General features: G+C 59.4%; 23 protein-coding genes. 11 read left to right on the forward strand and 12 right to left on the reverse strand.

Features of this window, described 5'->3' with window-relative positions:
• Window positions 1-2 precede the first annotated feature (2 nt).
• Both osmW and osmV read left to right on the forward strand, forming a co-directional pair.
• Window positions 3-650 (forward strand): osmoprotectant ABC transporter permease OsmW, encoded by a 648-nt coding sequence (gene osmW, locus CBW22_RS00970; protein ID WP_021506073.1) that lies wholly within the window; start codon window positions 3-5, stop codon window positions 648-650.
• Window positions 650-1,786: an osmoprotectant ABC transporter ATP-binding protein OsmV gene (gene osmV / locus CBW22_RS00975; protein WP_021506074.1), complete on the forward strand. Its 1,137-nt coding sequence runs from the start codon at window positions 650-652 to the stop codon at window positions 1,784-1,786. The genes osmW and osmV overlap by 1 nt, the downstream gene beginning before the upstream one ends.
• Window positions 1,787-1,837: 51 nt before the next feature.
• Here the strand turns inward: osmV and CBW22_RS00980 are convergent, their stop codons facing one another.
• The 4 genes from CBW22_RS00980 to CBW22_RS00995 form a co-directional block, all read right to left on the reverse strand.
• The gene (locus tag CBW22_RS00980; RefSeq protein WP_088515793.1) at window positions 1,838-3,214 is read right to left on the reverse strand and encodes a nucleobase:cation symporter-2 family protein; all 1,377 of its coding nucleotides are present in this window, start codon (window positions 3,212-3,214) and stop codon (window positions 1,838-1,840) included.
• A 178-nt stretch (window positions 3,215-3,392) separates the two neighbouring features.
• On the reverse strand, window positions 3,393-4,094 hold the full coding sequence (gene bioD, locus CBW22_RS00985; RefSeq protein ID WP_021506076.1) for a dethiobiotin synthase: 702 nt from the start codon (window positions 4,092-4,094) through the stop codon (window positions 3,393-3,395).
• 105 nt (window positions 4,095-4,199) lie between these two features.
• Window positions 4,200-5,417, reverse strand: coding sequence for a sugar metabolism global transcriptional regulator Mlc (mlc, locus tag CBW22_RS00990; protein ID WP_088515794.1), 1,218 nt, complete (start codon window positions 5,415-5,417; stop codon window positions 4,200-4,202).
• Window positions 5,418-5,552: 135 nt separating this feature from the next.
• Window positions 5,553-6,449: a LysR family transcriptional regulator gene (locus tag CBW22_RS00995; RefSeq protein ID WP_088515795.1), complete on the reverse strand. Its 897-nt coding sequence runs from the start codon at window positions 6,447-6,449 to the stop codon at window positions 5,553-5,555.
• Between the two features lie 94 nt (window positions 6,450-6,543).
• Between CBW22_RS00995 and CBW22_RS01000 the strand changes: the two genes are divergently transcribed.
• The 3 genes from CBW22_RS01000 to CBW22_RS01010 all read left to right on the forward strand — a co-directional run bounded on the left by CBW22_RS01000 (window position 6,544) and on the right by CBW22_RS01010 (window position 9,730).
• The gene (locus tag CBW22_RS01000) at window positions 6,544-7,800 is read left to right on the forward strand and encodes an MFS transporter (protein WP_088515796.1); all 1,257 of its coding nucleotides are present in this window, start codon (window positions 6,544-6,546) and stop codon (window positions 7,798-7,800) included.
• Window positions 7,801-7,968: 168 nt separating this feature from the next.
• Entirely contained in the window at window positions 7,969-8,220 is a 252-nt protein-coding gene (locus CBW22_RS01005) for a hypothetical protein (RefSeq protein WP_021506080.1), read from the forward strand.
• Window positions 8,221-8,545: 325 nt separating this feature from the next.
• Complete coding sequence (locus CBW22_RS01010; protein WP_088515797.1) at window positions 8,546-9,730, forward strand: sugar transporter; 1,185 nt, start codon at window positions 8,546-8,548, stop codon at window positions 9,728-9,730.
• A gap of 52 nt (window positions 9,731-9,782) precedes the next feature.
• Here the strand turns inward: CBW22_RS01010 and rhaM are convergent, their stop codons facing one another.
• From rhaM to rhaB, 4 genes are read right to left on the reverse strand one after another with little or no spacing between them, the layout of a single operon-like run.
• A complete protein-coding gene (rhaM, locus tag CBW22_RS01015; protein ID WP_088515798.1) occupies window positions 9,783-10,097 on the reverse strand; it encodes an L-rhamnose mutarotase in 315 nt (104 codons plus the stop codon).
• On the reverse strand, window positions 10,087-10,929 hold the full coding sequence (gene rhaD, locus CBW22_RS01020) for a rhamnulose-1-phosphate aldolase (protein ID WP_088515799.1): 843 nt from the start codon (window positions 10,927-10,929) through the stop codon (window positions 10,087-10,089). The genes rhaM and rhaD overlap by 11 nt, the downstream gene beginning before the upstream one ends.
• A gap of 11 nt (window positions 10,930-10,940) precedes the next feature.
• A complete protein-coding gene (locus CBW22_RS01025; protein ID WP_088515800.1) occupies window positions 10,941-12,197 on the reverse strand; it encodes an L-rhamnose isomerase in 1,257 nt (418 codons plus the stop codon).
• Window positions 12,181-13,662, reverse strand: coding sequence for a rhamnulokinase (rhaB, locus tag CBW22_RS01030; protein WP_088515801.1), 1,482 nt, complete (start codon window positions 13,660-13,662; stop codon window positions 12,181-12,183). Before rhaB ends, CBW22_RS01025 begins: the two co-directional genes overlap by 17 nt.
• Before the next feature lie 289 nt (window positions 13,663-13,951).
• Here rhaB and rhaS point away from each other — a divergent pair, with 289 nt between their 5' ends.
• Window positions 13,952-14,773 (forward strand): HTH-type transcriptional activator RhaS, encoded by an 822-nt coding sequence (gene rhaS, locus CBW22_RS01035; RefSeq protein WP_058769862.1) that lies wholly within the window; start codon window positions 13,952-13,954, stop codon window positions 14,771-14,773.
• Window positions 14,774-14,786: 13 nt separating this feature from the next.
• Complete coding sequence (gene rhaR, locus CBW22_RS01040; RefSeq protein WP_088515802.1) at window positions 14,787-15,653, forward strand: HTH-type transcriptional activator RhaR; 867 nt, start codon at window positions 14,787-14,789, stop codon at window positions 15,651-15,653.
• A gap of 41 nt (window positions 15,654-15,694) precedes the next feature.
• On the opposite strand, the gene rhaT is transcribed toward rhaR, so the two are convergent.
• Window positions 15,695-16,729, reverse strand: a complete 1,035-nt coding sequence (rhaT, locus tag CBW22_RS01045; RefSeq protein WP_088515803.1) for an L-rhamnose/proton symporter RhaT — start codon at window positions 16,727-16,729, stop codon at window positions 15,695-15,697.
• A 367-nt stretch (window positions 16,730-17,096) separates the two neighbouring features.
• Between rhaT and CBW22_RS01050 the strand changes: the two genes are divergently transcribed.
• The 3 genes from CBW22_RS01050 to aldA all read left to right on the forward strand — a co-directional run bounded on the left by CBW22_RS01050 (window position 17,097) and on the right by aldA (window position 19,129).
• Window positions 17,097-17,420 (forward strand): hypothetical protein, encoded by a 324-nt coding sequence (locus CBW22_RS01050; RefSeq protein ID WP_088515804.1) that lies wholly within the window; start codon window positions 17,097-17,099, stop codon window positions 17,418-17,420.
• A gap of 14 nt (window positions 17,421-17,434) precedes the next feature.
• A complete protein-coding gene (locus CBW22_RS25880) occupies window positions 17,435-17,533 on the forward strand; it encodes a YoaK family small membrane protein (RefSeq protein ID WP_021313714.1) in 99 nt (32 codons plus the stop codon).
• A gap of 159 nt (window positions 17,534-17,692) precedes the next feature.
• Window positions 17,693-19,129 (forward strand): aldehyde dehydrogenase, encoded by a 1,437-nt coding sequence (aldA, locus tag CBW22_RS01055; protein WP_088515805.1) that lies wholly within the window; start codon window positions 17,693-17,695, stop codon window positions 19,127-19,129.
• A 40-nt stretch (window positions 19,130-19,169) separates the two neighbouring features.
• Here aldA and CBW22_RS01060 read toward each other — a convergent pair whose 3' ends face one another.
• Entirely contained in the window at window positions 19,170-20,444 is a 1,275-nt protein-coding gene (locus CBW22_RS01060) for an MFS transporter (RefSeq protein WP_088515806.1), read from the reverse strand.
• The gene (locus CBW22_RS01065; protein WP_088515807.1) at window positions 20,441-21,862 is read right to left on the reverse strand and encodes a M20 family metallopeptidase; all 1,422 of its coding nucleotides are present in this window, start codon (window positions 21,860-21,862) and stop codon (window positions 20,441-20,443) included. Before CBW22_RS01065 ends, CBW22_RS01060 begins: the two co-directional genes overlap by 4 nt.
• A gap of 147 nt (window positions 21,863-22,009) precedes the next feature.
• Between CBW22_RS01065 and CBW22_RS01070 the strand changes: the two genes are divergently transcribed.
• Window positions 22,010-22,924 (forward strand): LysR family transcriptional regulator, encoded by a 915-nt coding sequence (locus CBW22_RS01070; protein WP_021506093.1) that lies wholly within the window; start codon window positions 22,010-22,012, stop codon window positions 22,922-22,924.
• Here the strand turns inward: CBW22_RS01070 and CBW22_RS01075 are convergent.
• Window positions 22,914-24,509 carry an ABC transporter substrate-binding protein gene (locus CBW22_RS01075; protein ID WP_058758514.1) on the reverse strand — a complete coding sequence of 532 codons (1,596 nt, stop codon included), beginning with the start codon at window positions 24,507-24,509 and terminating at the stop codon, window positions 22,914-22,916. The genes CBW22_RS01070 and CBW22_RS01075 overlap by 11 nt on opposite strands.
• Between the last annotated feature and the right edge of the window lie 14 nt (window positions 24,510-24,523).

Raw genomic sequence — 24,523 nt, forward strand, 5'->3', positions numbered from 1 at the left:
CAATGGATACCCTGCATTACATCATGGATAACTGGAACACGCTGCTGGCGCTGACCTGGCAGCACACCTGGCTGGTGCTGGTGGCGGTAGGTTTTGCCATCCTCGTCGGCGTGCCGCTGGGCATTCTGATTGTCCGCTTCAAATGGCTGGCAACACCGGTGCTGGGCATCGCTACCATCGTGCTGACCATCCCGACCATTGCGCTGTTTGGCCTGATGATTCCGCTGTTTTCACTGATCGGTCAGGGGATTGGCGCCCTGCCGGCGATTACCGCGGTGTTTCTCTATTCACTGCTGCCAATTGTGCGTAATACCCATACCGCGCTGGAAAATCTACCGCCCGGGCTGCGCGAAGCCGGTCGCGGTATCGGCATGACCTTCTGGCAACGCCTGCGCTGGGTGGAAATTCCAATGGCGCTGCCGGTGATTTTTGGCGGTATCCGTACCGCCGTGGTGATGAACGTCGGCGTGATGGCCATTGCGGCGGTGATCGGTGCCGGCGGCCTGGGCCTGCAACTGCTGGACGGCATCAGCGGCAGCGATGTGCGTATGCTGATAGCCGGCGCACTGATGATCTGTTTACTGGCGATTATTCTTGACTGGCTGCTGCACCGTCTGCAGTCGGCGCTGACTCCTAAGGGGATTCGATAATGATAAAACTGGAAAACCTGACGAAAACCTTTACGCAAAAAAACGGCACCACGTTCAATGCCGTCGATAACGTCAGCCTGGAAGTGCCTGCCGGGGAGATGTGTGTGCTGCTGGGCCCGTCCGGCTGCGGCAAAACCACCACGCTGAAGATGATTAACCGTCTGATCCCCGCCAGCAGCGGGCGGATTTTAATTAATGGCGAAGACACCAGCGGGCAGGATACCGTCACGCTGCGCCGCAATATCGGCTATGTGATTCAGCAGATTGGTCTGTTCCCGAACATGACCATTGAAGAGAACATTACCGTGGTGCCGCGCATGCTGGGCTGGGACAAAAAACGCTGTCGGGAACGGGCGACGGAGCTGATGAGCATGGTGGCGCTTGACCCGACGAAGTTTCTGCATCGCTACCCGCGTGAGATGTCGGGCGGCCAGCAGCAGCGCATCGGCGTGATCCGCGCGCTGGCGGCGGATCCACCGGTACTGCTGATGGATGAACCGTTCGGTGCCGTCGACCCGATCAACCGCGAGGTGATTCAGAACGAGTTCCTCGATATGCAGCGCCAGCTGAAGAAAACCGTGATGCTGGTGAGCCATGATATTGATGAGGCGCTGAAACTCGGTGACCGCATCGCGGTGTTTGGCCAGGGCAAAATCGTGCAGTGTGCCAGCCCGGACGAACTGCTGGCGCAGCCGGCCAACGAATTTGTCGGCTCGTTCGTCGGTCAGGACCGTACGCTGAAACGTCTGCTGCTGGTGCAGGCGGGCGACGTCACCGATCAACAGCCAACCATCACCGTGCAGCGCAGTACCCCGTTGCAGGAGGCGTTCGCGACCATGGACGACAACGACATGCGTTCGGTCACGGTGGTCGACGAAGATGGCAAACCGCTGGGCTTTGTCAAACGTCGTGAAGCGCGCGGCGCCACCGGCCGCTGCGAGGAGATGCTGCACACCTTTAAGGTCACCGGCAAAGCGGAGGAGAACCTGCGCGTGGTGCTGTCGAAGCTGTATGAACACAACACGGTATGGATGCCGATTGTCGATGAGGAAGGTCGCTACAGCGGCGAAATTTCGCAGGATTACATCGCGGATTACCTCAGCTCCGGCCGTACACGCCGTCGTCTCAACCCGTAACCCCGACCGAACCGCGCCACGGAGGGCGCGATTCTCCAGGTAAATTGTGCGTCAGTGGCTCTCTTCAACCGCGCCGACCGCCGCAACCGTTTTAGCTTCATTCGGCAGCACCACGTTCAGCAGCATGGCGAGAATCCCGCCGGTGGTGACTGCATGACCAAACAGATTGCTAACCAGCGGCGGGAACTGTTTCAGCACGTCCGGAACCGCTTCCACCCCGAGGCCAATGCCAAACGACACCGCCACAATCAGCATCTCACGCCGCCCCAGTGGTGCCTGCGTCATCACGCGAATACCGGCGGCGACCACGCTGCCAAACATCACCAGCGTTGCCCCGCCCAGCACCGGCGGCGGAATCTGCTGTAGCAGGTTGCCGACCAGCGGGAAGATGCCCAGCAGCACCAGCATCAGGCCAATCACCATCCCCACGTAGCGACTGGCGACACCGGTCATCTGAATCACCCCGTTGTTCTGCGCAAAGGTGGTATTGGGAAACGCTGAGAACAATGCCGCCAGCAGGCAGCTGAGGCCATCGGCCAGAATCCCGCCCTGCAGCCGGCGCTGAAACCCGTCGCCTTCCAGCGGCTGGCGTGAAATCAGACAGTTGGCGGTCAGATCGCCCACCGCCTCAATCACACAGATCACCGAGACCAGCGCAATCGGCACAAACAGCGTCCAGCTAAAATCAAAGCCAAAATGCAGTAGCGAAGGCAGCACCAGCCAGTGCGTATCCGCCATCGGTTTCAGCGGCAGATGACCGCTCAGCGCCGCCGCGATGCAGCCCGCACCAATGCCGGCGACCACCGCCACCAGCCGCGCCCAGCGCGAGTGGGAGCGGTTGAGCACGATAATCACCAGCAGGGTCAGCGCCCCCAGCGCCAGATTACCCGGCGCACCAAAATCGCGGGCGTTATGCCCGCCCGCCCAGTCGGTAATACTGACTTTTATCAGGCTGATACCAATCAGGGTGATCACCGTACCGGTCACCACCGGGGTCAGCACTTTTCGCAGCGGTGTGATGCAGCGGCTAATCAGCATCGGGATCAGCGCCGCCACCAGGTTGCAGCCAAAAATCATAGCGAGGATCGCCTGCGGTGAACCGCCCTGCGCTTTCACCGTCATCCCCGCCGAGAGAATGACGCCGAGAAAGGCGAAGCTGGTGCCCTGCAGACAGATCATGCCTGCGCCAATGCCGCAGAAACGACGCGCCTGCAGAAAGGTGCCGAGTCCGGAAACCAGCAGCGACATGCTAATGAGATACGGAATCCAGGCCTGTAACCCCAGCACAGAACCGATAATCAGCGGCGGCGTGATGATACCGACCACGCTGGCCAGCACGTGCTGCAGGGCGGCAAAGAACGCCGGTGCAGGACCGATGCGGGCATCCAGCCCGTACAACAAACCTTTCTCTTCTTCTGGGTGCGACATAGCAGGGCTCCGGCAAACGATTTATCAGTTTGCCTGATGCATGAAACGCGCCAGGGCGACAAAGGACAGGAAAAATTCAGGACAGATGGTTGAATATAAAGAGGTTTACGGCATAAAAAAAGCAGCCGCTCCTGAAACTCCGGATTCAGCTGCGTGCGATATGCCGCATTTTGTTTCATCACGCGGCGGGCTTTGCACTCTCGCTGTGCAGCGCATCACCTCCGAGTAACGTAATATCCAGATAACCACTCAAATCACGCTGTTCGGCGCGCGGCAGATAAGGCAATTCGCCCAACAGCGGCGCGTTCAGCTTATCGCGCAGAACATCAATGATTTCAGCATAGTGCGCCAGACCTGGATTAATACGATTGGCGACCCAGCCCGCCAGCGTCAGGCCATCGGCGGCAATCGCTTCGGCGGTCAGTAAAGCATGGCTAATGCAACCCTCTTTAATGCCCACCACCAGCACCACCGGCAGTTGCGCCTGCTGCACCCACTGCGACAGCGGCCGTAAGTCGTTCATCAGGCTGCGCCAGCCGCCCGTGCCTTCCACCACCACGCGTGCGGCGCGATCCTGTAAGCCAGCCAGCCCGCGATTGAGTAACGGATAATCGATGCGTTGCGCCGGGCTGGTGCTGATTTCATCCTCTTCCAGCGTCACGGGATTGACGTCGCTGTAGTTCAGCGTGAGGCCGGATGCCTGCTGCAGCAGTACGGCATCTTTATTACGGAGCCCTTCCGGCGTGTGCTGCGCGCTTTTGGCAACCGGCTTGTAGCCAGCGGCACACAGATTCGCTTTGGCAAAGCACTGTAATAGTGCGCGGGAAACCACGGTCTTACCCACCGCGGTGTCGGTACCGGTGACAAAAATCGTTTTCACCTTTCTCCTCCTTCATTAAAGCGATGTGTAACCTGCAAAGGAGGCAGTTTAAGGATTTGTCCCAGGCGAGAGCTTGCGTTAGCGCAAACTTAAGGCGGGCTGGCGTTAGCCCTGCAACAGTTTTATCAGTAAATGGCCGCTATAGAGCGCGTCTTTAATCAGCGCCGCGCCGCCCAGCGTGCCGGGATCGTTAAAGGCCGCGGGCGTCAGCTGGATAGCGTGACTGTACGCCGGCAGGGCCTGCTGGCGAATGGTGCTGCTGACTGCCGGGAACAGCACGTCCGCCGCCTGGTTAAGCGGTGAACCGATAAGAATTTGTTGAGGATTAAAGATGTTGACCATCATCGCCAGCATGCGCCCGATATGATGACCGACGCCGGCAATGACGTCCCGCGCCAGCCGGTCGCCCTGCTGCGCAGCGGCACACAGCGAGGCCAGCGTCAGCGGCTGCTGGTGCAGCTGGCTGTCCGGCTGCGATGATAAACGCTGTGCCGCCAGCTGCAGCAGGCTGCCGGTGCTGGCCACCGTTTCCAGACAGCCATGGTTACCGCAGTAACACTGCTGGCCGTAAGGATCGATCTGCGTATGACCAATCTCCACCAGCGCGCGTCCGCTTTTGTGCAACAGCTGGCCACCGCTAATCACCCCGGCGCCCACCGTTTCATCAATGACAATCTGAATCACGTCCTGCGCCCCCCGTGAGGCACCAAACAGCGCCTCTGCCAGCGTCCATGCGGAGATATCGTGCTGGACGAATACCGGCAGCCCGGTGCGCTGCGCCAGGGTTTCGCCCAGCGGCATATCCTGTACGTCATAGCCCGGCATACGGTGCACCACGCCGGAGGCGGCGTTGATCAGTCCCGGCAGGGTAATGGCGATAGCGGTCAGACGCTCAAGTTTTTGCTGATGGCGAATGAAAAAGGCGTTGACCAGCTCCTGCAGCGTCTGCAGCAGCGGCGTGTCGGCGCTGGCGGGCAGCGGCAGGCGATCTTCCTGTAGCGCGCGGCTGCTGAGATCGCGCAGCGTCAGGGTGATGAACCCCGGCTGGAGGCGAACAGCCAGATAGTGCCAGGCCAGGGTATCGAGGATCAGCCCTATCGCCGGCCGTCCGCGACTACCCGGCTCATGAAACTCGGTCTCCTGCACCAGATGCGCATCCAGCATTTCGCGCACAATTTTGGTGATGCTGGCCGGGGCCAGCTGGGCACGTTTCGACAGCTCAATCCGCGAAATCGGACCGTAATGGTCAATCAGACGATACACTGCACCGGCATTGGTCTGTTTAATTTGGTCAATATGGCCAGGCTGACTGTCCAGATTCACGCCCTGCTCCCGGATATTTTCGCGCTTCTAAATAAACAGCAGCTATGGTGATGCAGATTGGCGCGCAGCGTCAAATATTTGATTAGAAATGTGATTTATCGCACACAAAGGACGCGGTTTTCTGTACCCGCGGGTTCATTCCTCGGCATTGTGCAGCAGCAGCGTCATCATATTGCTCATCTGCGCACTCGGCTGGCGCAATGCTGACCACACCAGCCACACCTCAGAAATGGCATCACTTTCCTGTAGCGGAATCCAGGCAACTTCCGCCAGTCGCGCGCGGGCAAACGAGGCGGGTAAAATCGACACGCCCAGCCCGGTTGCCACCAGGCCGAGAATCGTCATGGCTTCACCTACTTCCTGGGTAATGTAAGGTTTGATTTGGTAGCGATGCAGCAGCGCCAGAATTTCACCGTACAGGGCCGTGCCGCCCTGCGCATCAAAGAAAACAAAAGGTTCGCTGGCTAACGCCCGGATGCTAATCGACGTCGTCTGTGCCAGCGGATGCGCGTGGTGCACCACTGCGCACAGTGGTTCACGCAGCAACAGGCGGTGCTGAAGATCCTCCGGCAACGGTGTATTGCGCATGACGCCCAGGTCGAGTCGCCCTTCGTGCAGCGGCGCCAGCTGCTGGCGCGTGTTGTACTCCTGCATCTGAATATGCACGTCCGGCCAGCGCTGCCGATAGTGATACAGCGCATCCGACACCAGTCCGGTAAACGGCGCCGAGGAGGTAAAGCCGATGCGCAGCTCTCCCTGCTGACCGTGATGAATGCGCGCCGCGCGCCCGGCCGCCTGTTCTACCTGCAATAAAACCGCGCGCGCATCCTGTAAAAACGACTGGCCGGCCGGCGTGAGCTGTACGCTGCGATTAGTGCGGGTGAACAGCTGCGCGTTCAGCGCCTGTTCCAGTTGCAGAATCTGCTGACTGAGCGGCGGCTGAGAAATGTGCAGCCGCTGCGCGGCGCGGCCAAAGTGCAGCTCTTCCGCAACGGCAATAAAGTAACGCAGATGGCGCAGCTCAATCATCATATCTTAAACGTCTCATTTGAGATTATTAATATATTGTACAACCTATTTAGCCTTTCCTACAGTATTCAGACATTTGCTAAATTGAGGATGTACTGTGAGTCGCTCTTCCCAGGCTGTAACGCTTGATGAGGACAGGTTGTCCACGAAGCCTGTTACCGCCGATACCGCTACTGAATGGATTGAACGTGGATCGCCGCAGTTTATGCGCGTGACGCTGGCGCTGTTCTCTGCCGGTCTTGCCACTTTCGCCCTGCTCTATTGTGTACAACCGATTCTGCCGGTGCTGTCACAGCAGTTTGGCGTGACGCCTGCCGAAAGCAGTATTTCGCTGTCGCTCTCCACCGGGCTGATGGCGCTGGGCCTGCTGTTCACCGGCCCGCTGTCAGATGCGATTGGGCGTAAATCGGTAATGGTGACCGCGCTGATGCTGGCGGCGATTTGTACGCTGATCTCCGCCACCATGAGCAGCTGGCAGGGGATTCTGCTGATGCGCGCGCTGACCGGTCTGTCGCTCAGTGGCGTCGCGGCGGTGGGCATGACTTACCTGAGCGAAGAGATGCATCCGCGGGTCATCGCCTTCTCCATGGGGCTGTACATCAGCGGTAACTCGATTGGCGGCATGAGCGGTCGTTTACTCTCCGGTGTGCTGACCGACTTTTTCTCGTGGCGTATTGCCATTGGCGTCATTGGCTGCTGCGCGCTGGCTGGCGCGCTGATGTTCTGGAAAATTCTGCCCGCGTCGCGCCATTTTCGCCCTGCCTCGCTGCGGCCACGCAGTCTGCTGATCAACTTCCGCCTGCACTGGCGCGACAAAGGGTTGCCGCTGCTGTTTGCCGAAGGCTTTCTGCTGATGGGCGCGTTTGTCACGCTGTTTAACTACATCGGCTACCGTTTACTGAGCGCGCCGTGGTCACTGAGCCAGGCGGTGGTCGGGCTGCTGTCCGTGGTGTATCTCACCGGTTCGTGGAGCTCGCCGAAAGCCGGCGCGATGACCAGCCGCTTTGGTCGAGGTCCGGTGATGACGGGCGCCACGGCGATCATGCTGGCCGGTCTGCTGCTGACCGCCTTTAATTCGCTGTGGTTGATTCTGCCGGGCATGATGTTGTTCACTGCCGGCTTCTTTGCCGCCCATTCGGTGGCCAGCGGCTGGATTGGACCGCGCGCGCGCCGGGCGAAAGGCCAGGCATCATCACTTTACCTGTTCAGCTACTACGTGGGCTCCAGCGTGGCCGGCACCCTCGGCGGCGTGTTCTGGCACCGCTACGGCTGGCCGGGCGTAACCCTGTTTATCAGCGCCCTGCTGGTGCTGGCACTGCTGGTTGGCCTGCGTTTACAGGGCCGCAAACTGTAATACCCTTCATCGTTAGCGCGGGACCTCAGCGTCCCGCCTGCTCCGCAGGATTCGAATAATCGGGCATTCGCGCCGTACCACTTAAAACAAAATAGCAATTCATCGCTATAATTCGTTCTATTCCAATAATACATAGACTTATTTTTTACACAGCAATGAGGTAGTCAGATGGAGCTTTACTATTATGTCGATAAGCATGCCGGTTATAACGACAATCATGTGGTGCATGCGAAGGGCTGTCCGTTCCTGCCTTCCGACGGCGGTCGACGTTTTCTGGGGACTTTTTACACGCCCGGTGCCGCAATCCAGCAGGCGCGTAAATTTTACGCCACTGCGCTGGGCTGCGAACACTGCTGCCCGGTGGGTGTAAAAAAAAATCCGACTCACAACTTTAGCGTGGCACTAAAGCATATGGCGTGACTCTGATAATCCTGGTCTGAACCGCACCCGCCCGCACGGTACTCGCCCTCAGCACGGCTAAGCGATTTTTCTATTACAGAAACACCTGACTTAGCCTGTGCTGGTACGGCAGACTCGCGGGCCGACAGCACGCTGGCGCAACAGCTCTCCATAACCGCAGGCTATTTACCACGCTCAGCGCGATAAGAAATATTCAGTGATAAAACCCGGGTTAACGGTTTTCATCGGCTGACTAATGCTCCACAATAGCGGAAATTTGTGATCGAGGTCACTTTACCGGGCACGTTCCTGCCCCCTCACTCGTCGTTTAGCCGATTTGAATTCAATGCAATCAACAACCGTTTCCCGTAAAACAGCCTGGCTGCGCGTGGTGCTGCTGGCTATCGCTGCTTTTGTCTTCAATACCACCGAATTTGTGCCGGTTGGCCTGCTGTCGGACATCGCCAGCAGCTTTGCAATGAAAACCGCTGATGTCGGTATCATGCTGACCATCTATGCCTGGGTCGTGGCGCTGTTATCGCTGCCGTTAATGCTGCTGACGCGCAACGTTGAGCGCCGCCTGCTGCTGGCCATCCTGTTTATTCTGTTTGTTGCCAGCCACCTGTTATCGGCCGTGGCGTGGGATTTCACGTCGCTGGTGCTGTCGCGCATTGGCATTGCACTGGCGCACGCGGTGTTCTGGTCGATCACCGCCTCGCTGGCGATTCGCGTTGCGCCGGCCGGCAAGAAAACCCAGGCGTTGAGTATGCTGGCAACGGGCACGGCGCTGGCGATGGTGCTGGGCGTACCGATTGGTCGTATTGTGGGTCAGTATCTGGGCTGGCGTACCACCTTTGGTATGATCGGCCTGTCAGCGCTGGTACTGCTGATTATGCTGGTGCGGATACTGCCGCGCCTGCCGAGTGAGCACACCGGTTCACTCAGCAGCGTGCCGATGCTGTTTCGCCGCCCGGCGCTGGTGGCGATGTACATTCTGGTCACCGTCGTGGTGACCGCGCACTACACCGCTTACAGCTATATCGAGCCGTTTATGCAGGTGGTAGCCAGCGCTGATGAGAACTTCACCACCCTGTTACTGCTGCTGTTCGGCTCAGCCGGCATTCTGGGCAGCATTCTGTTCAGTACGCTGGGCAATAAATTCCCGTCCGCGCTGCTGATCGCCGCCATTGCGCTGATTACCCTGTGTATGGGTCTGCTGGTGTTTGCTGCGGTACGCCCGGCAGCAATTACCGTGCTGAGTATTATCTGGGGAATGGCAATGATGATGATCGGCCTGGCGATGCAGGTGCGCGTGCTATCGCTGGCACCGGACGCCACCGACGTCGCCATGTCGCTGTTTTCCGGTATTTATAACATCGGTATTGGCGCAGGCGCGCTACTCGGTAACCAGGTCAGTCTGCATCTGCAGATGGCAGACGTGGGCAACGTGGGCGCAATTATTGGTCTGGCAGGACTGTTCTGGTGCATCGCCATTTTCCGCCGTTATCCGCAACTGCGCTCCAACGGCTAGTGCGTTTCACAGGCAGCGGCGCCCCTGGCGGCACCGCTGCTGACATGGCCGGCTAAGGCAGGAAAAACATCGGCTGTAGTGCTTTGCTCACCGGGCTGTTGTCGGGATTTGATGGCATCAGGTCACGCATTGATGCCCACCAGCGCTGACACACCTCGGTTTGCGCTACAGCCTGCCAGCGCGCTTCGGATTCAATCTCGACGCTGGCAAACAGCAGGTTGCGTTCAGCATCCAGCCAGATCGCGTAGTTGTGCGCGCCATGCGCTTTCAGCGTCCGTTCCAGCTCCGGCCAGATCGGCGTGTGACGGCGCTGATACTCCGCATGGCAGTGCGCATAGATTTGCATGACGAACGCTTTACGCAACATCACTGCGCTCCGCCTGCAGCGCCGCCGGCCACGGCTTCACGTTAAAGCGCTCGCCCAGCGCAATCAGCTGTTCGGTGGTGATGCTCTGACGAATGCCGCCCATCGACAGCGCCATGACCACCACCTGCGATGACTTCTCAGCGGTATCAATCAGACCAAAGGTTTCGTCGAGCGTCGGTCCGGCGCCAAAGATTCCGTGGAAAGGCCACATCACCAGGCTATGACTGGCCATCGCTTCTGCCGTCGCCTGACCAATGCCATCGGTACCCGGTACCATCCAGGGCAAAATGCCGACGCCATCGGGGAACACCACCAGGCACTCGGTGCTGCCCTCCCACAGCAGGCGGGTAAAGCGCGCCGCATCCAGATCCACCACATAGCTGAGCGCCATAAAGTGGGTGGCGTGACAGTGCATAATCACCCGGTCCGCGCCGTGGCTCAGTGCCTTGCGTACGCTGTGTGACTGAAAGTGCGCCGCCAGCTCGGACGTTGGCAGCCCTCCGTTGCTAAGCCCCCAGTGAATTTTGTACGACAGCCCTTTGTCATCCACCTGCAGCAGCACCAGACTGTCTGCCGGATCGAGCTGCACGTTGCGAAAGAACTTCCCGGAGCCGGTCACCAGAAACCAGTCGTTGGCCAGCGCGGGCGCCGGCTTGCTCAGTTCAATACAGCGCGGTGCCGGATAAAAATCGCTGGCATACGCGCTGACCTCTTCCGGCAACAGACGCAGACTGACGTTGCCGCCGTTACGTTCATCCCAGCCTTTCAGCCACATGTCACTGGTGGCTTTAACCATGTCGCGCACAAACCACGCGGAGAGAATTGTTTGCATGAATCGATTCCTTAACGTTGACGCAGCACGTGTTGTTCGTAGTGACGGACTTCGCTTAGCCAGCTGGCATCGGCTGGCACATCGTGGCGCAGGCACCACGCTTCCCATACCGCCTGCCACGGCAGCGATTTCTGCTCTTCAAGCAGCGCCAGCCGGGCGGTGAAATCCCCATCACGCTCCAGCTGACGCAGCTGTTCGCCCGGCTCCAGCAGCGCCCGCAACAGGGCTTTTTGGGTATTGCGCGTGCCGATCACCCAGGCGGCAATGCGGTTGATCGAGGCATCGAAGAAGTCGAGACCGATGTGCACCCTGTCGAACAACTTTTGACGGGCGATCTCACTGGCAATCGCCTGGGTTTCATCATCCAGCAGCACCACGTGATCGCTGTCCCAGCGGACCGGACGGCTGACGTGCAACAGCAGGCGCGGCACAAACAGCATGGCGCTGGAGATTTTGTCGGAGATCACTTCGGTAGGATGGAAGTGGCCGGCATCCAGCGTCAGCGCGGTCTGGCGGCTGGTGGCGTAACCGAGGCAGAACTCACTGGAACCCACGGTGTAACTCTCCGCGCCAATGCCAAACAGTTTGCTTTCCACTGCATCAATGTGGTGCTGCGGATTCAGCGGTTCGCGGATGATCTCATCCAGCGCGCTGGCGAGACGCTGGCGCGGCGCGAGGCGATCGACGGTGAGATCTTTCATGCCGTCCGGCACCCAGATATTCATGACTGACGGCGTGCCCAGCTGCTCGCCAAACCAGGCGGAAATACGGCGGCTGGCGGTGCAGTGGTCGATCCAGAACTGGCGAATGCCCGGATCGGCATGCGACAGCGTAAACCCGTCTGCGCTGAGCGCATGAGAAAAACAGGTTGGGTTAAAATCCAGCCCCAGTTGCCTGCTTGTCGCCCACTCCAGCCAGTTGCTGAAGTGCTGCGGCTCAATCGCATCACGTTCTACCGGGCGGTCGCTCTCAAGGTAGATGGCATGCAGGTTGAGGCGTTTGGCACCGGGAATCAGCGACATCGCTTTGTCGAGATCGGCACGCAGTTCAACCGCGTTGCGCGCCCGCCCCGGATAGTTGCCGGTCGCCTGAATGCCGCCGGTGAGCGCCCCCTGCGGATTCTCAAACCCACGTACATCGTCGCCCTGCCAGCAGTGCATCGACACCGGAATGGTATCCAGTTGTGCCATCACCTGTTCCACATCCACCCCAATGGCGGCGTAGCGTTGTCTGGCCAGTTCAAAGGCCTGTTCAATCAGCTTTGTCATATGCAAGTTCCTTAGCAGGTAGGCTCAGCGCCGCAAAGCGAGCCTGATGGGCCGCAAAGACGCTGTGATTCAGCGGGATAAATTTTTCTAACGGGAAATTGTGGCGAATGCAGCGGCGTAAATCGGCCACGTCGCGCAACTCACCCAGCGCGATCAGCTGGCAGCCGATGTTGCCCAGCGTCGAGGCTTCCACCGGGCCGGCAAACACCGGCAGCTGGCAGGCATCGGCGCACAGCTGGTTAAGCAGCGGATTCTGGCAGCCGCCACCGACGATATGTAACTGACGCAGCGCAGTGCCGCGCAGCTCGCTAAGCTCCTGCAGCGTCTGCGAATAGAGCAGCGCCAGGCTGTCAAAGATGGTGCGCGCCAGCGCCGCCGGGCTGTGCGGCACGGGCATCGCCTGTTCGGCGCAGGCATTCTGGATCTCCTGCACCATACTGGCCGGATTGATGAAGCGGTGATGATTAGGGTGAATCAGGGCGCGGCAGGCCGGTTCCCGCGCGGCGTCGGCAATCAGCGCAGTGAGATCGCTGATGTGCAGTTCGCTGCACACCCGCTGCAACAGCCACAGGCCCATGATGTTTTTCAGCACCCGATAGCCTTCCGCACCGCCTTCATTGGTCAGATTAGCCTGCAGCGCCGCCTCGCTGACACAGGGCTGCAGGCTTTCGATGCCAATCAGCGACCAGGTGCCGGAGCTGAGATAGGCAGCATCGTCCTGCTCCAGCGGCGTGGCCAGCACCGCGCTGGCGGTATCATGGGTGGCGACGGCGATCACCGGAATGCGCTGGTCGTTTGCGTTGCGCCAGTAACCGACGGTATTGCCCGGTGCACGCGGCGTGCCGAACCAGCTGGCGTCTGCGCCCGCCCAGGCCAGCAGCTCGCGATCCCATTCGCCGCTGTGGATGTTGAGCAGCTGGGTGGTGGTGGCGTTAGTGTATTCCCAGTTGAGTTCACCGGTCAGGCGATAGTGCAGATAATCCGGAATCATCAGCGCGTGCTTCACCTGCGCCTGCCAGTCCGGTTGCTGCAGATGCAGCGCGCGCAGCTGATACAGCGTGTTGAACGGCAGAAACTGAATGCCGGTGCGCTGATATAGCGCCGGTTTCCCGAGTTCACGCATCGCCTGGGCCATCAGGCCGTCGGTGCGTTTATCACGGTAGCTGACCGCTTCGCCCACCCGCTCGCCGTGCGCGTCCAGCAGCACCAGATCCACGCCCCAGGTATCAATGCCGAGGCTGTCCGGCACAATGCCCTCCTCATCCAGCTGCTGCAACCCGGCGCGGATCTCCTGCTCTAAGCGGTCCAGGTCCCAGCAGTCATAATCGCCGCGCTGCACGCGCGGGTTAGCAAAACGCCGCACTTCGCGCAGGCTGAGCTGCTGACGGTCAGCCTGCCAGCTGGCCAGCATGACGCGGCCACTGGATGCGCCTAAATCGATGGCAACAATATTACGCAGACTCATGGCGAGTACTCCCTGTGAAGACATGGCGACAGAGTAGAAATCCTGCGCCGCTGACACCTTCCCGCGAGTGCCAGCGGGTCATCACCGCTGGCAGGTTTGCAAAGGTGTTCGTGAGAGAGCTCACAGAACCGCATAACGGCAGAGTTGTGAGCCTTGCCGCAATTCCATCAATCACTTAGACGATCTTGAATAATTGGCGATTTTCCTGCGCTGCCCGGTGCAAAATTCAAGGTAAGGTGGCAGGCGGCTGCGTAGACTCGGTTACGGTTTTGTTAACTGAGGGCGCATGATGACGGTATTACACAGTGCTGATTTCTTTCCGGCCGGCGATTACACGATAGCCATTGAACCACGTGTGCCGCAGTCGGCATTTCCGGAGCATCACCATGATTTTCATGAAATTGTGCTGGTGGAACAGGGCTCGGGTATCCACGTATTCAATGGTCAGCCGCAGGCGCTCAGCGCCGGCTGCGTCTGTTTTGTACGCGATCACGATCGCCATCTGTACGAGCAAACCGACAATCTGTGCCTGACGAATGTGCTGTATCGCAGTCCGGCGGCGTTCCGCTTTCTGTCCGGCCTGCAGGCGCTGCTGCCGCGCGAACAGGACGGCCAGTATGTTTCACACTGGCGAATTAACCATAAAGTGATGGCGCAGGCGCTGCAGCTGGTGACGCAGATGAAGCAGCCGGCCAGCTGGTCGCTGGAACGTCAGGCGCAGCAGGAACAGCACTTTTTGCAGCTGCTGGTGCTGCTGCGCGAGGCGGCGCATAACGATCAGGCGCAGGACCAGGATGCCCGCCTGCACCGCTTGCTGGACTGGCTGAATGCGCACTACAGTGAGGAGATTGCGTGGGAAGCGCTGGCCGATCGCTTCTGTTTGTCGCTGCGTACCCTGCATCGCCAGATGAAGCAGCAGACTGGCAGCACGCCGCAGCGCTATCTTAATCGGCTGCGTTTATTGCAGGCGCGGCACCTGTTGCGCCACAGCGAGATGCGCATCACGGACATCGCCTATCAGTGTGGGTTTGGTGACAGTAATCACTTCTCCACCCTGTTCCGGCGGGAATTTGGCTGCGCGCCGCGCATGGCGCGCCAGCAGATGGGGTAACCGGAGGGCTGACATGCCGCTGTTACTGACGCGCGAGGATTACTTCCCGGCCAGCAATTTGCCCATAGCCGTGGCAGAACGCATGCCGCAGCCCTCTTTCCCACCGCACCGGCATGAGTTCAGCGAGATCGTGATTGTCTGGCGCGGTAATGGCCTGCATATCCTCAACGATCGGCCGTGGCTGATCACCTGCGGCGATGTGTTTTACATCCGCGACTGTGATTGCCACAGTTTTGATAGCGTCAACGATCTGGCGCTCGACAATATTCTCTACTGCCGCGATCGCTTCAGCCTGGCGCTCGACTGGCAGCAGCTGCTGCCGCCACAGGATGAAGAGACACCCGCCAGCTGGCGTCTGACCACGCGCGGCATGGCGCTGGCACGCGGCGTCATCAGCCAGCTGGAGCGCGAAAGTCGCAAAAGTGATTCGCTATCGATTCAGCTGTCGGAAGCGCTGTTTTTGCAGCTGGCACTGATATTGCGCCGTCACGGCTACGCCGCCGATCGCCCGTGGGTGCTGCCCGAGGGCGAACAGCTCGATCTGCTGATGTCGGCGCTGCTGGGCGATATCAGCCGCCCCTTCGATCTGCCCCATTTCTGCCAGCAAAATCAGCTCAGCGAACGGTCGCTGAAACAGCTGTTCCGTCAGCAAACCGGCATGACCATCGGTCACTACCTGCGTCAGCTGCAGCTGTGTCAGGCAAAATATCTGTTGCGCACGCAGGCATGTCTGATTAGCGAAGTGGCGGCACGCTGCGGGTTTGATGACAGCAACTACTTTTCCGTGGTGTTTACGCGCGAAACCGGGTTAACACCCAGCGCGTGGCGTCAGCGTTTTTTGTCGCCGCGCGAACCGATGGCAGACAAAGAAAAAGCCTGACGCGCGCAGAGACGCGTCAGGCGGTGCGGAGTTAAGCGTTATCAGGCGGCCATACCGAGACCGACAATGTTTGCCGCGATAATGATTACCACGCAGCCAATCGACAACACGCTCACCGGTCGACGCCCCACCGATTTCCACTCCTTCAGCACCAGTCCCACCAGGCCGCCGCACAGCACGTACAGGCTCATGTGCAGCATCCAGCTTACGAAGTCGTACTGCGGAGGAATTTTTGCGTGGCCCCAGGCATAAAAGAAGAACTGCAGATACCACATGGTTCCCCCCAGCGCGGCGAAGGCGATGTTGGCGATCAGCAGCGGTTTTGCCACGGAAAAATCGCGGCGCAGCGAAAGCTCCGGCTTCACCGCCAGGCGGATAAAGCAGTACGCGAGGTTGATCAGCGCGCCACCGCCCATGATCACCACGTAGCTCGGCAATGCCACATACAGCGGATTGATGCCAAGACCGGCAGCAGCTTCATGCATCGGCTTCGCCGCATCCATGGCAAACGACATGCCGGCAGAGAAGATACCGCACAGCACCGCCAGCACCAGGCCTTTCTTCAGGTTGAAATCTTCGGCGTTGATCCCCAGCGCCCGCTCCTTTAGCAGTCCGGCGCGCGACACAATCGCCACACCCAGCAGCGCAACCAGTACGCCCAGCAGCGTCATCCGGCCGCCAGCGGAGCTGAACAGTTCAACAAATCGGCCCTGTAACAGCGGCGTCATCAGCGTCCCCACCACCAGCGTAATGCCAATAGCGATACCAATCCCCATCGACATCCCCAGATAGCGCATGGTGAGGCCGTAGTTGATGTTGCCGATGCCCCACATGGCACCAAACAGAAACACCGGCAGTAGCTGCGATAAACTGAAACTGCTGTAGTACGCCCAGAAGTTCGGTAACAGCGCGGCACTGACTGCCCAGGGCAGAATCAGCCACGACATCACGCCGCCGACCGACCACATGGTTTCCCATGACCACTTTTTAACCTGTTTAAACGGAGCATAAAAACAGGCGGCGCTGGCGGCACCCACCAGATGCCAGAAGATACCTGCAAGAATGGCACTGTTCATTATTATTCCTTCGTAAGGTTGAGGCCAGACGGAAACACCTGCGGTTTCCGATTAGTGGCAGTCTATGGCGCACTGCGTGGACTCAGCCTTTGGATGGTTGCCGTAAAGCCAGGCTGACTGGCAAAATCGGGGGGGTATGCAACATAAGGATCACAAATTCGCATTTGCCGCTGTTATGCCGGGAAAACTCTTTAAGTTGCTTATTATTCGGCATATTTTTGATTTATGTTGTGTTGATCGGCACAGTTTTTCCTCTGTTGCCAGCGCGCCGCTTAACATGGCACTCACACAAAGCTGCGCGAAGCACTTCCCCCGACGGGGTTAAATCCGTATAACGTGGGAAAAATCATCGGAACCAGGGATTGAGATGAAGAGCAAACGGTTAACACTGGTGCTGTCGCAGGCGGTGAGCCACGTGATGCTGGATGACATCCGCGCCATTGTGCCTCCCGAGGCGCTGAATGTGTTCATTAATGGCTTAGATACTACTCACTACGCCACGCTGGACTGCGTACAGAGTGAAGAGAACTGCGCGCTGCTGGCGTCAGCCATTGTGGTGTGGCGTCAGCTCGGCCATGTGCATCAGATTCAGTATCAGAAAGGCGAACATCTGCGTCAGGTCGATGACGCGACACAATTTCAGCTATTCAGTATGATGAAAACCCACCGCGCGCTAATCCAGCTCGCTTAACGCTCAGGATGCATATGAAAATCGGTCTGCTGTTCCCCATCGCCATTATCGTTGCCGGTGTCAGTTTTCTGGTCTGGTTTATTGCCAGCGGCGCCATGATGCCCGGTTCCTGAAAAGGTCCACTGACGCAGAATGCTGCGTCGGTCGCGTAATTCTTGCCGCTATTGCCAGCGCCCTGCCGGTGCTGGCAGTGATAAAAAGGTCGCCAGCGTTCATCTGCTTCACTCTTCCTTCACATCAGTTTAACAAAACCGAGCGTGGAGCCCCTGCACATGACCCTTCATCATCAACACTACATTAATGGCGCGTTTGTCGAGGCGCATAACGATAGCTGGATTGAAGTAATTAACCCGGCGACGGAGACCCTGCTGTCACGCGTGCCCCAGGGCAGCAAACAGCAGGCGGCGGCAGCCATTGCCGCCGCAGAAGCCGCTCAGCCCGGCTGGGAAGCGTTACCGGCGGTGGCGCGCGGCGACTGGCTGCACCGCATCGCCACGGCAATTCGCCAGCGCGAGCCTGAGCTGAGCGCCACCCTCGTCGCGGAGGGCGGCAAAACCCAGGCGCTGGCGCAAACCGAAGTGCTGTTTACCGCTGACTACCTCGACTACATGGCGGAATGGGCGCGACGCTACGAAGGGGAAATCGTCAACAGCGATCGCCCAAACGAAAACATCTTTGTGTTTAAGAAAGCGATTGGCGTGACCACCGGCATTCTGCCGTGGAATTTTCCCTTGTTCCTGATTGCGCGCAAAGCAGCACCGGCGCTGATCACCGGCAACACCATCGTGCTGAAGCCGAGTGAGATCACCCCGAACAACGCCGCCCTGTTCGCCGCCATTATCGACGACATCGGCCTACCGCCCGGGGTAATTAACATCGTTTACGGCTATGGCCCGGAGGTGGGACAGGAACTGGCCGCCAATCCTAAAGTCGGGTTAGTGAGCCTGACCGGCAGCGTCAACGCCGGCATCGCCACCATGGCCGCCGCGGCGCCGAATGTGACAAAAGTGTCGCTGGAGTTGGGCGGTAAAGCGCCGGCAATTGTCATGGACGACGCCGACCTCGATCTGGCCGTCAGGGTTATCGTCAGTTCGCGCATTATTAACAGCGGCCAGGTGTGTAACTGCGCCGAGCGCGTGTATGTGCAAGACGGCATTTACGATCGCTTTATCAGCGCCCTGACCGGGGCCATGCAGCAGGTGAAATTTGGCGATCCGGCGCAGCAGGCCGATGTGGATATGGGGCCGCTGATTAGCGCAGCCGCGTGCGACCGCGTCGGGCAAAAGGTCGCCAGCGCCGTTGCGCAGGGCGGCAAGGTGGTGCTGGGCGGCAAACGCGCCGGTGAACGCGGCTTTTATTTTGAACCAACCATCATCACCGGGGTACGTCAGGAGATGGCGATCATGCGTGAGGAGATATTTGGTCCGGTGCTGCCGGTGATGCGCTTTAACACGCTGGATGACGCCATCGCGCTGGCTAACGACTGCGACTATGGCCTGACCTCATCGCTGTATACCCGCGATCTGAACACCGCGATGATCGCGCTGCGCCGGCTGAAATTCGGTGAAACCTACATTAACCGTGAAAATTTTGAAGCGATGCAGGGGTTCCATGCCGGCTGGCGCAAATCCGGCATCGGCGGTGCCGATGGCCGCCACGGGCTGGAGGAGTATCTGCAAACGCACGTCGCCTATCTGCAGTTTGCCTGATGCGTAAACACCGGTGCGCAGCGCGCGCACCGGTTGCCACTTAGCGTATCCGTTTCTGACTGCGTAGCAGCGCTATCCCGCTAAAGAGCGACATCGCCATCAGGTAGTAGCCCGGCGCCAGACTGGTGCCGGTAGCGCTGATCAGCAGCGTGCAAATCAGCGGCGCAAAACCGCCAAACACCGTAACCGCAATGTTATAGCTGATGGCCATGCCGCTGGCGCGCGTACCAATCGGGAACAGATCCGCCATCACCGAGGGTACGGTAGAAAAATAGATCGATTTCAGCAGCGCCATCCAGCACACCAGCACAATCAGCGTGGTCGGCGTAGTGTGATTGACCACCAGCCGAAAGGCCGGATAGATAGTGATCATCAGCAGTATGAGCGATCCCCACATCAGCGGCAGGCGGCCAATGCGCTCCGCCCACCATCCCATCAGCGGCGTCACCACCGTCAGAATCACCCCGGCCAGCAGCGTGGCGGTAAAGGCCACCGAGCCCGGCAGATGCAGGTTCTTGGTTGCGTAGGTCGGCACGTAGTTGAGCATGTAGTTGACCGCCGTGGAGATCACCATCAGGCCAATCGCCAGCAGCATCAGCGCTTTTTGCCGGCCAAACAACCGTTTCAGCGGGGCCGCTTCCGGCGTCTGCGCGGCAAAGCTGGCGGGCTCGTGCACGTGACGGCGGATATACAGCCCGAGCGGGCCAATCAGCAGGCCGAAGGCAAACGGAATACGCCAGCCCCACGCCTGAATTTGGCCTTCGCTCAGGATCTGCGTCAGACCGAGACCAAACGCCGAGGCCATCAGCGTGCTGGCACCCTGAGTGGCGAACTGCCAGCTGGCGATAAAGGCTTTGCGCTCGGGAAAATGCTCGACCAGAAACGCCGTAGAGCTGCCAAATTCGCCACCGGCAGAGAAGCCCTGCACCAGGCGCGCCAGCAGGATCAGCAGCGGTGCGAGCAGGCCGATGCTGTCGTAGCCCGGCATAAAAGTAATGATGGCTCCGCCAAGCATCATCAGATTGATGGAGAGCAGCAGCGCTTTTTTACGCCCGTGGCGATCGGCATAGTTGCCCAGCACCACCGCGCCCAGCGGGCGAATCAGAAAGGAGACGCCGAAACTGCCAAAGGTCAGCAGCAGCGAGACCGACGCATCGCTGGTGGGAAAGAAGGCGTGGGCGATATAGCTGGCGAAGAAGCCATATACCGCAATGTCGAACCACTCCAGCGCATTACCGATGCAGGTCGCAAACAGCGTTTTATGCAGGTTAGGCTTCACACCGCTCAGCGGCGCGCTATGGCTGAGGCTGCTCATGCGCCACCTCCGGCATAGGCGCGGTGTTGCGCCAGCCATTCCGTGCCCTGCTCGCCCAGCTCCCACAGCAGCTGCGTCATGATCTGCAGCCCTTCGCGGGCAATCGATTTCAGCATGTGCTCATTCACGCCATGCTGACCGCAGGCGGGATACGAATGCGGCACCCACAGCGTTGGCAGGCCCAGAATCTCCGCGAACACTTCATTCGGCAGCGATCCCCCAAGGTTGGGCAGCAGTGCCGGTTTTTTGCCGCTGGTTGCCGCCATGCTGTTCAGCACCCAGTGCACCAGCGGATCGTCAGGATCGAGACGCGTGGCGGGTGAACCACGCAAAAATTCAACCTCAACATCATGGAAGCCGTGCTGCGCCAGATGCGCGCTGACGTGCTGCGCCAGCCGCTGCCAGTCGGTACCGACCACAAAACGCAGCTGGCACACCGCCGTCGCGCTGCCGGGAATGGCATTCATCGGGCGTGCCGGGTTACCGGTGAGAAACGACAGCACTTCCAGCGTATTCCAGCCGTAGAGGCGTTCGGCAGGCGTCAGGCCTGGCTCGCCCCAGTTGGTGTCAATCGCGGGATCGCCTGGCATGCCACCCACCTCGATATCGCTGAGAATGGCGCGCACCTGCGGCGTCAGCGAATCGGGCTGCAGCGCCTCCACCTGCAGCACGCCCTGCGCGTCCACCAGCGTGGCGATGGCGCTGGCCAGCCGGGTGCCGGGATTGCTCAGCAGTCCGCCCCAGTTGCCGGAGTGATAAGCATTGTCACGCGCGTTGATGGTCAGGCGGAAATTTACCGCACCGCGCGAACCGAGGAACAGCGTCGGCCGCACGGCGTTGAGCCGCGGACCGTCTGAGGCAATGAACAGGTCAGCCTGCAACAGTTCCGCCTGCTGCTGACACAGCTGCGCCAGCCCCGGCGAGCTGATCTCTTCGCCCATCTCAAACAGCCATTTGCAGTTAAAGCCGAGACGGCCGCCGCGCGCCTGGTACACCTGCTCCAGCGCCGCAAGATTGACGCAGTGCTGACCTTTGTTGTCGGCGCTGCCGCGCCCGTACCAGCGATCGCCCTCTTCGGTCAGCTGCCACGGCGACAGCCCGCTGCGCCAGTTTTCGTCATCGCCGAATACCACATCACCGTGTCCGTAGCTCAGCAAGGTCGGTAAGGCGGGATCTTCCATGCGCACCGCCACGAGGAATGGCCGGCCGGCGGCGTGCGGGTTATCGATAAGCTGTAGCGTGAAGCCCAGCGCCTGCAGTTGCGGCGCAATCTCCTGCTGCAAATAGTCCTGCAGCGCCGCATCGCGATCGTCGCGCTGGCTCTCGGTGCGCCATGCCACGCGGCGCGCCAGGATACGTTGAAATTCCCCGCTGTCGAAATATGCGGTGGCTTGCTGAACCGCCTGTTGTGCTGTCATGTTTGCCCTGCCTGTTATAGGTCTGCTGTTTTTTCATCTTTGCGGAAAGGCAGCTTTGCCACAATTATCAATTTATCGAGTAAGATTTGCCTTTAAAGCAAAGCTGCGTTGCCCGATTTCGAGGCAGGCACAGACGGAGGCCATGGCATGTTAAGCACGGAAATGCGTTATTTTCTCGCGGTAGCCGATTGCGGTTCGCTCAGCGCGGCCAGCGCCCAGCTGTTTGTGGCGGTCTCTGCCATCAGCCGCCAGATTCAGCGGCTGGAGCAGCAGCTGGGCGTGACGCTGTTTGCCCGTCATGCGCGCGGCATGGTGCTGACCGAGGCCGGCGAGATTTTTGCCCATCACGTGCGCAAAAATCTGCTGGATATGGAGTATGCGCTGGCGGAGATCAAAGGCCTGAAGGCGGTGCGGCGCACGCTGATTCGTGTCGCCTGTACCGACGGGCTGGCGTTTACCCTGCTGCCCCGGCTGATTGCCGCCTTTCGCCGCGATCATCCCGGCGTGCTGTTTGACGTCCGGGTGGCGAGCGCACAGGGCGTGGCTGAACTGTTGCGCAGCGGCGAGTGCGATGTGGCATTGCAGTTCAGCCTGCACGCGGAACGTGCGGTTGAGGTGGTGGGCTCATGGCCGGCGCCGGTGCTGCTGGTGATGCATGACAGCCATCCGCTGGCGGGCGTGCCGCAGGTGGCGCTGGCCGATCTCAGCCACTATCCGCTGGCGCTACCGCAGCAAAACACCACGGTACGCCAGCTGTTTGAGCTGGCCAGCCACATGAGTGGTCACCTGATTGAACCGGTGCTGACCTGCGACAACTTCTCCACCCTGTTCCATTTTTTACTGCGCACGCCGCTGGCGGTGACCATTTGCAGCAGTTTTACCCTGGCGGAGGAAGCGCAGCAGCAGGGTCTGGTGATGCGCGCGGTCAATATCGATCAGCTAAGCCAGCGTACGCTGCAGCTGCAGACGCAGTCAGGGCGACCCCGCAGCGCCGCCCTGACTCTGTTTCTGACCTTTCTGCAACAGCAGCTCAGCGCGCTGTCCGCTGCGATTAAGGCGTGATATCCACCGGATAGAAGATGTGCTTGCCGAACGGATCCACCTGGTAGCCGCTGACCGATTTACGCACCGGCTCGAAAATCGTTGAGTGCGCAATCATTACCGCCGGCATCTGGTCATGCATCATCTGCTGCGCCTCGCGGTACAGCGCCACGCGCTTGTCGTGATTTTGCTCGGCGCGCGCCTCGGTGATGATTTTCTCAAACGGCGCATAGCACCATTTGGACGAGTTGGAGCCGCCGTTCGCCGAGGTGCAGCTGTACAATGGCCCGAAGAAGTTATCCGGATCGCCGGTGGCGGTGGTCCAGCCCATCAGCGCCGCCTGATGCTCGCCGCCCTTGACGCGCTTCAGGTATTCGCCCCACTCATAGCTGACGATGTTGGCTTTGATGCCCACTTTTGCCCAGTCGGCCTGAATCATCTCAGCCATGCGGCGGGCGTTGGGGTTATACGGCCGCTGGACCGGCATCGCCCACAGCGAAATTTCGGTGCCCGGCTGAATGCCGGCCTGCTGCAGCAACGCTTTGGCCTGTTGCGGATCGTAGGCGTAATCCTGCAGATCTTTATCTGCACTCCACACATCCGGCGGCAGAATATTTTTCGCCACCGTGCCGGTACCTTTGAAGATGGCATCAATGATCGCCTGCTTATTGATGGCCATCGCCAGCGCCTGGCGCACTTTCACGTTATCCAGCGGGGCTTTGGTGGTGTTGAACGACAGGAAACCGGTGTTGAGGCCAGATTTCTGTTCCAGCGTGATGTTCGGGTTGTGGCGCATGTTGTCGAGATCGGCCGGATTAGGGAACGGCATTACCTGGCACTCGTTTTTCTCCAGTTTGGCATAGCGCACCGAGGCGTCCGGGGTAATGGAAAACACCAGCCGATCGATTTTGGCTTTGCCCTGCCAGTACTGCGGGAAGGCTTTGTAGAGAATGCGGGAATCTTTTTGATACTGCACCAGCTCAAACGGTCCGGTGCCAATCGGCTGCATGTCCACTTTCTCTGGCGTACCGGCTTTCAGCATCTGGTCGGCATATTCCGCCGAGTGAATCGAGGCGAAATACCACGCCAGATCGGCGAGAAACGGCGCTTCGGCATGGGCCAGCGTAATCCGCACTGTCAGATCATCCACCTTATCGATACGGGTGATCAGTTTTGCCAGCTCGAGGCTTTCAAAGTTGGCATAGTTACCGCCCGAAACGGTGTGATACGGGTTTTTCGTATCCAGCTGGCGCATAAACGAGAAGATCACGTCATCGGCGTTGAGATCGCGCGACGGCGTAAACAGTTTATTGCTCTGGAACTTAACCCCTTTGCGCAGATGGAAGGTATACACCTTGCCGTCCGGGCTGATCTCCCAGCGCTCCGCCAGGCTGGGCACCAGCTCGGTGGTGCCCGGTTTGAAATCCACCAGGCGGTTAAAAATCGGCACGGCGCTGGCGTCCACGCTGGTACCGGAGGTGTAGAGCTGCGGATTGAAGTTTTCCGGCGAGCCTTCAGAACAGTAAACCAGCGTCTTCGCCGAGACGCCGCCTGCAACCGCTAACCCCAGTGCGCTAAGCGCCAGTTTTCCTATCATCTTTTTCATCGTCTTCTCGCATT

This window comes from Pantoea sp. VS1, assembly GCF_002207995.1.
Taxonomy (GTDB): domain Bacteria; phylum Pseudomonadota; class Gammaproteobacteria; order Enterobacterales; family Enterobacteriaceae; genus Pantoea; species Pantoea dispersa.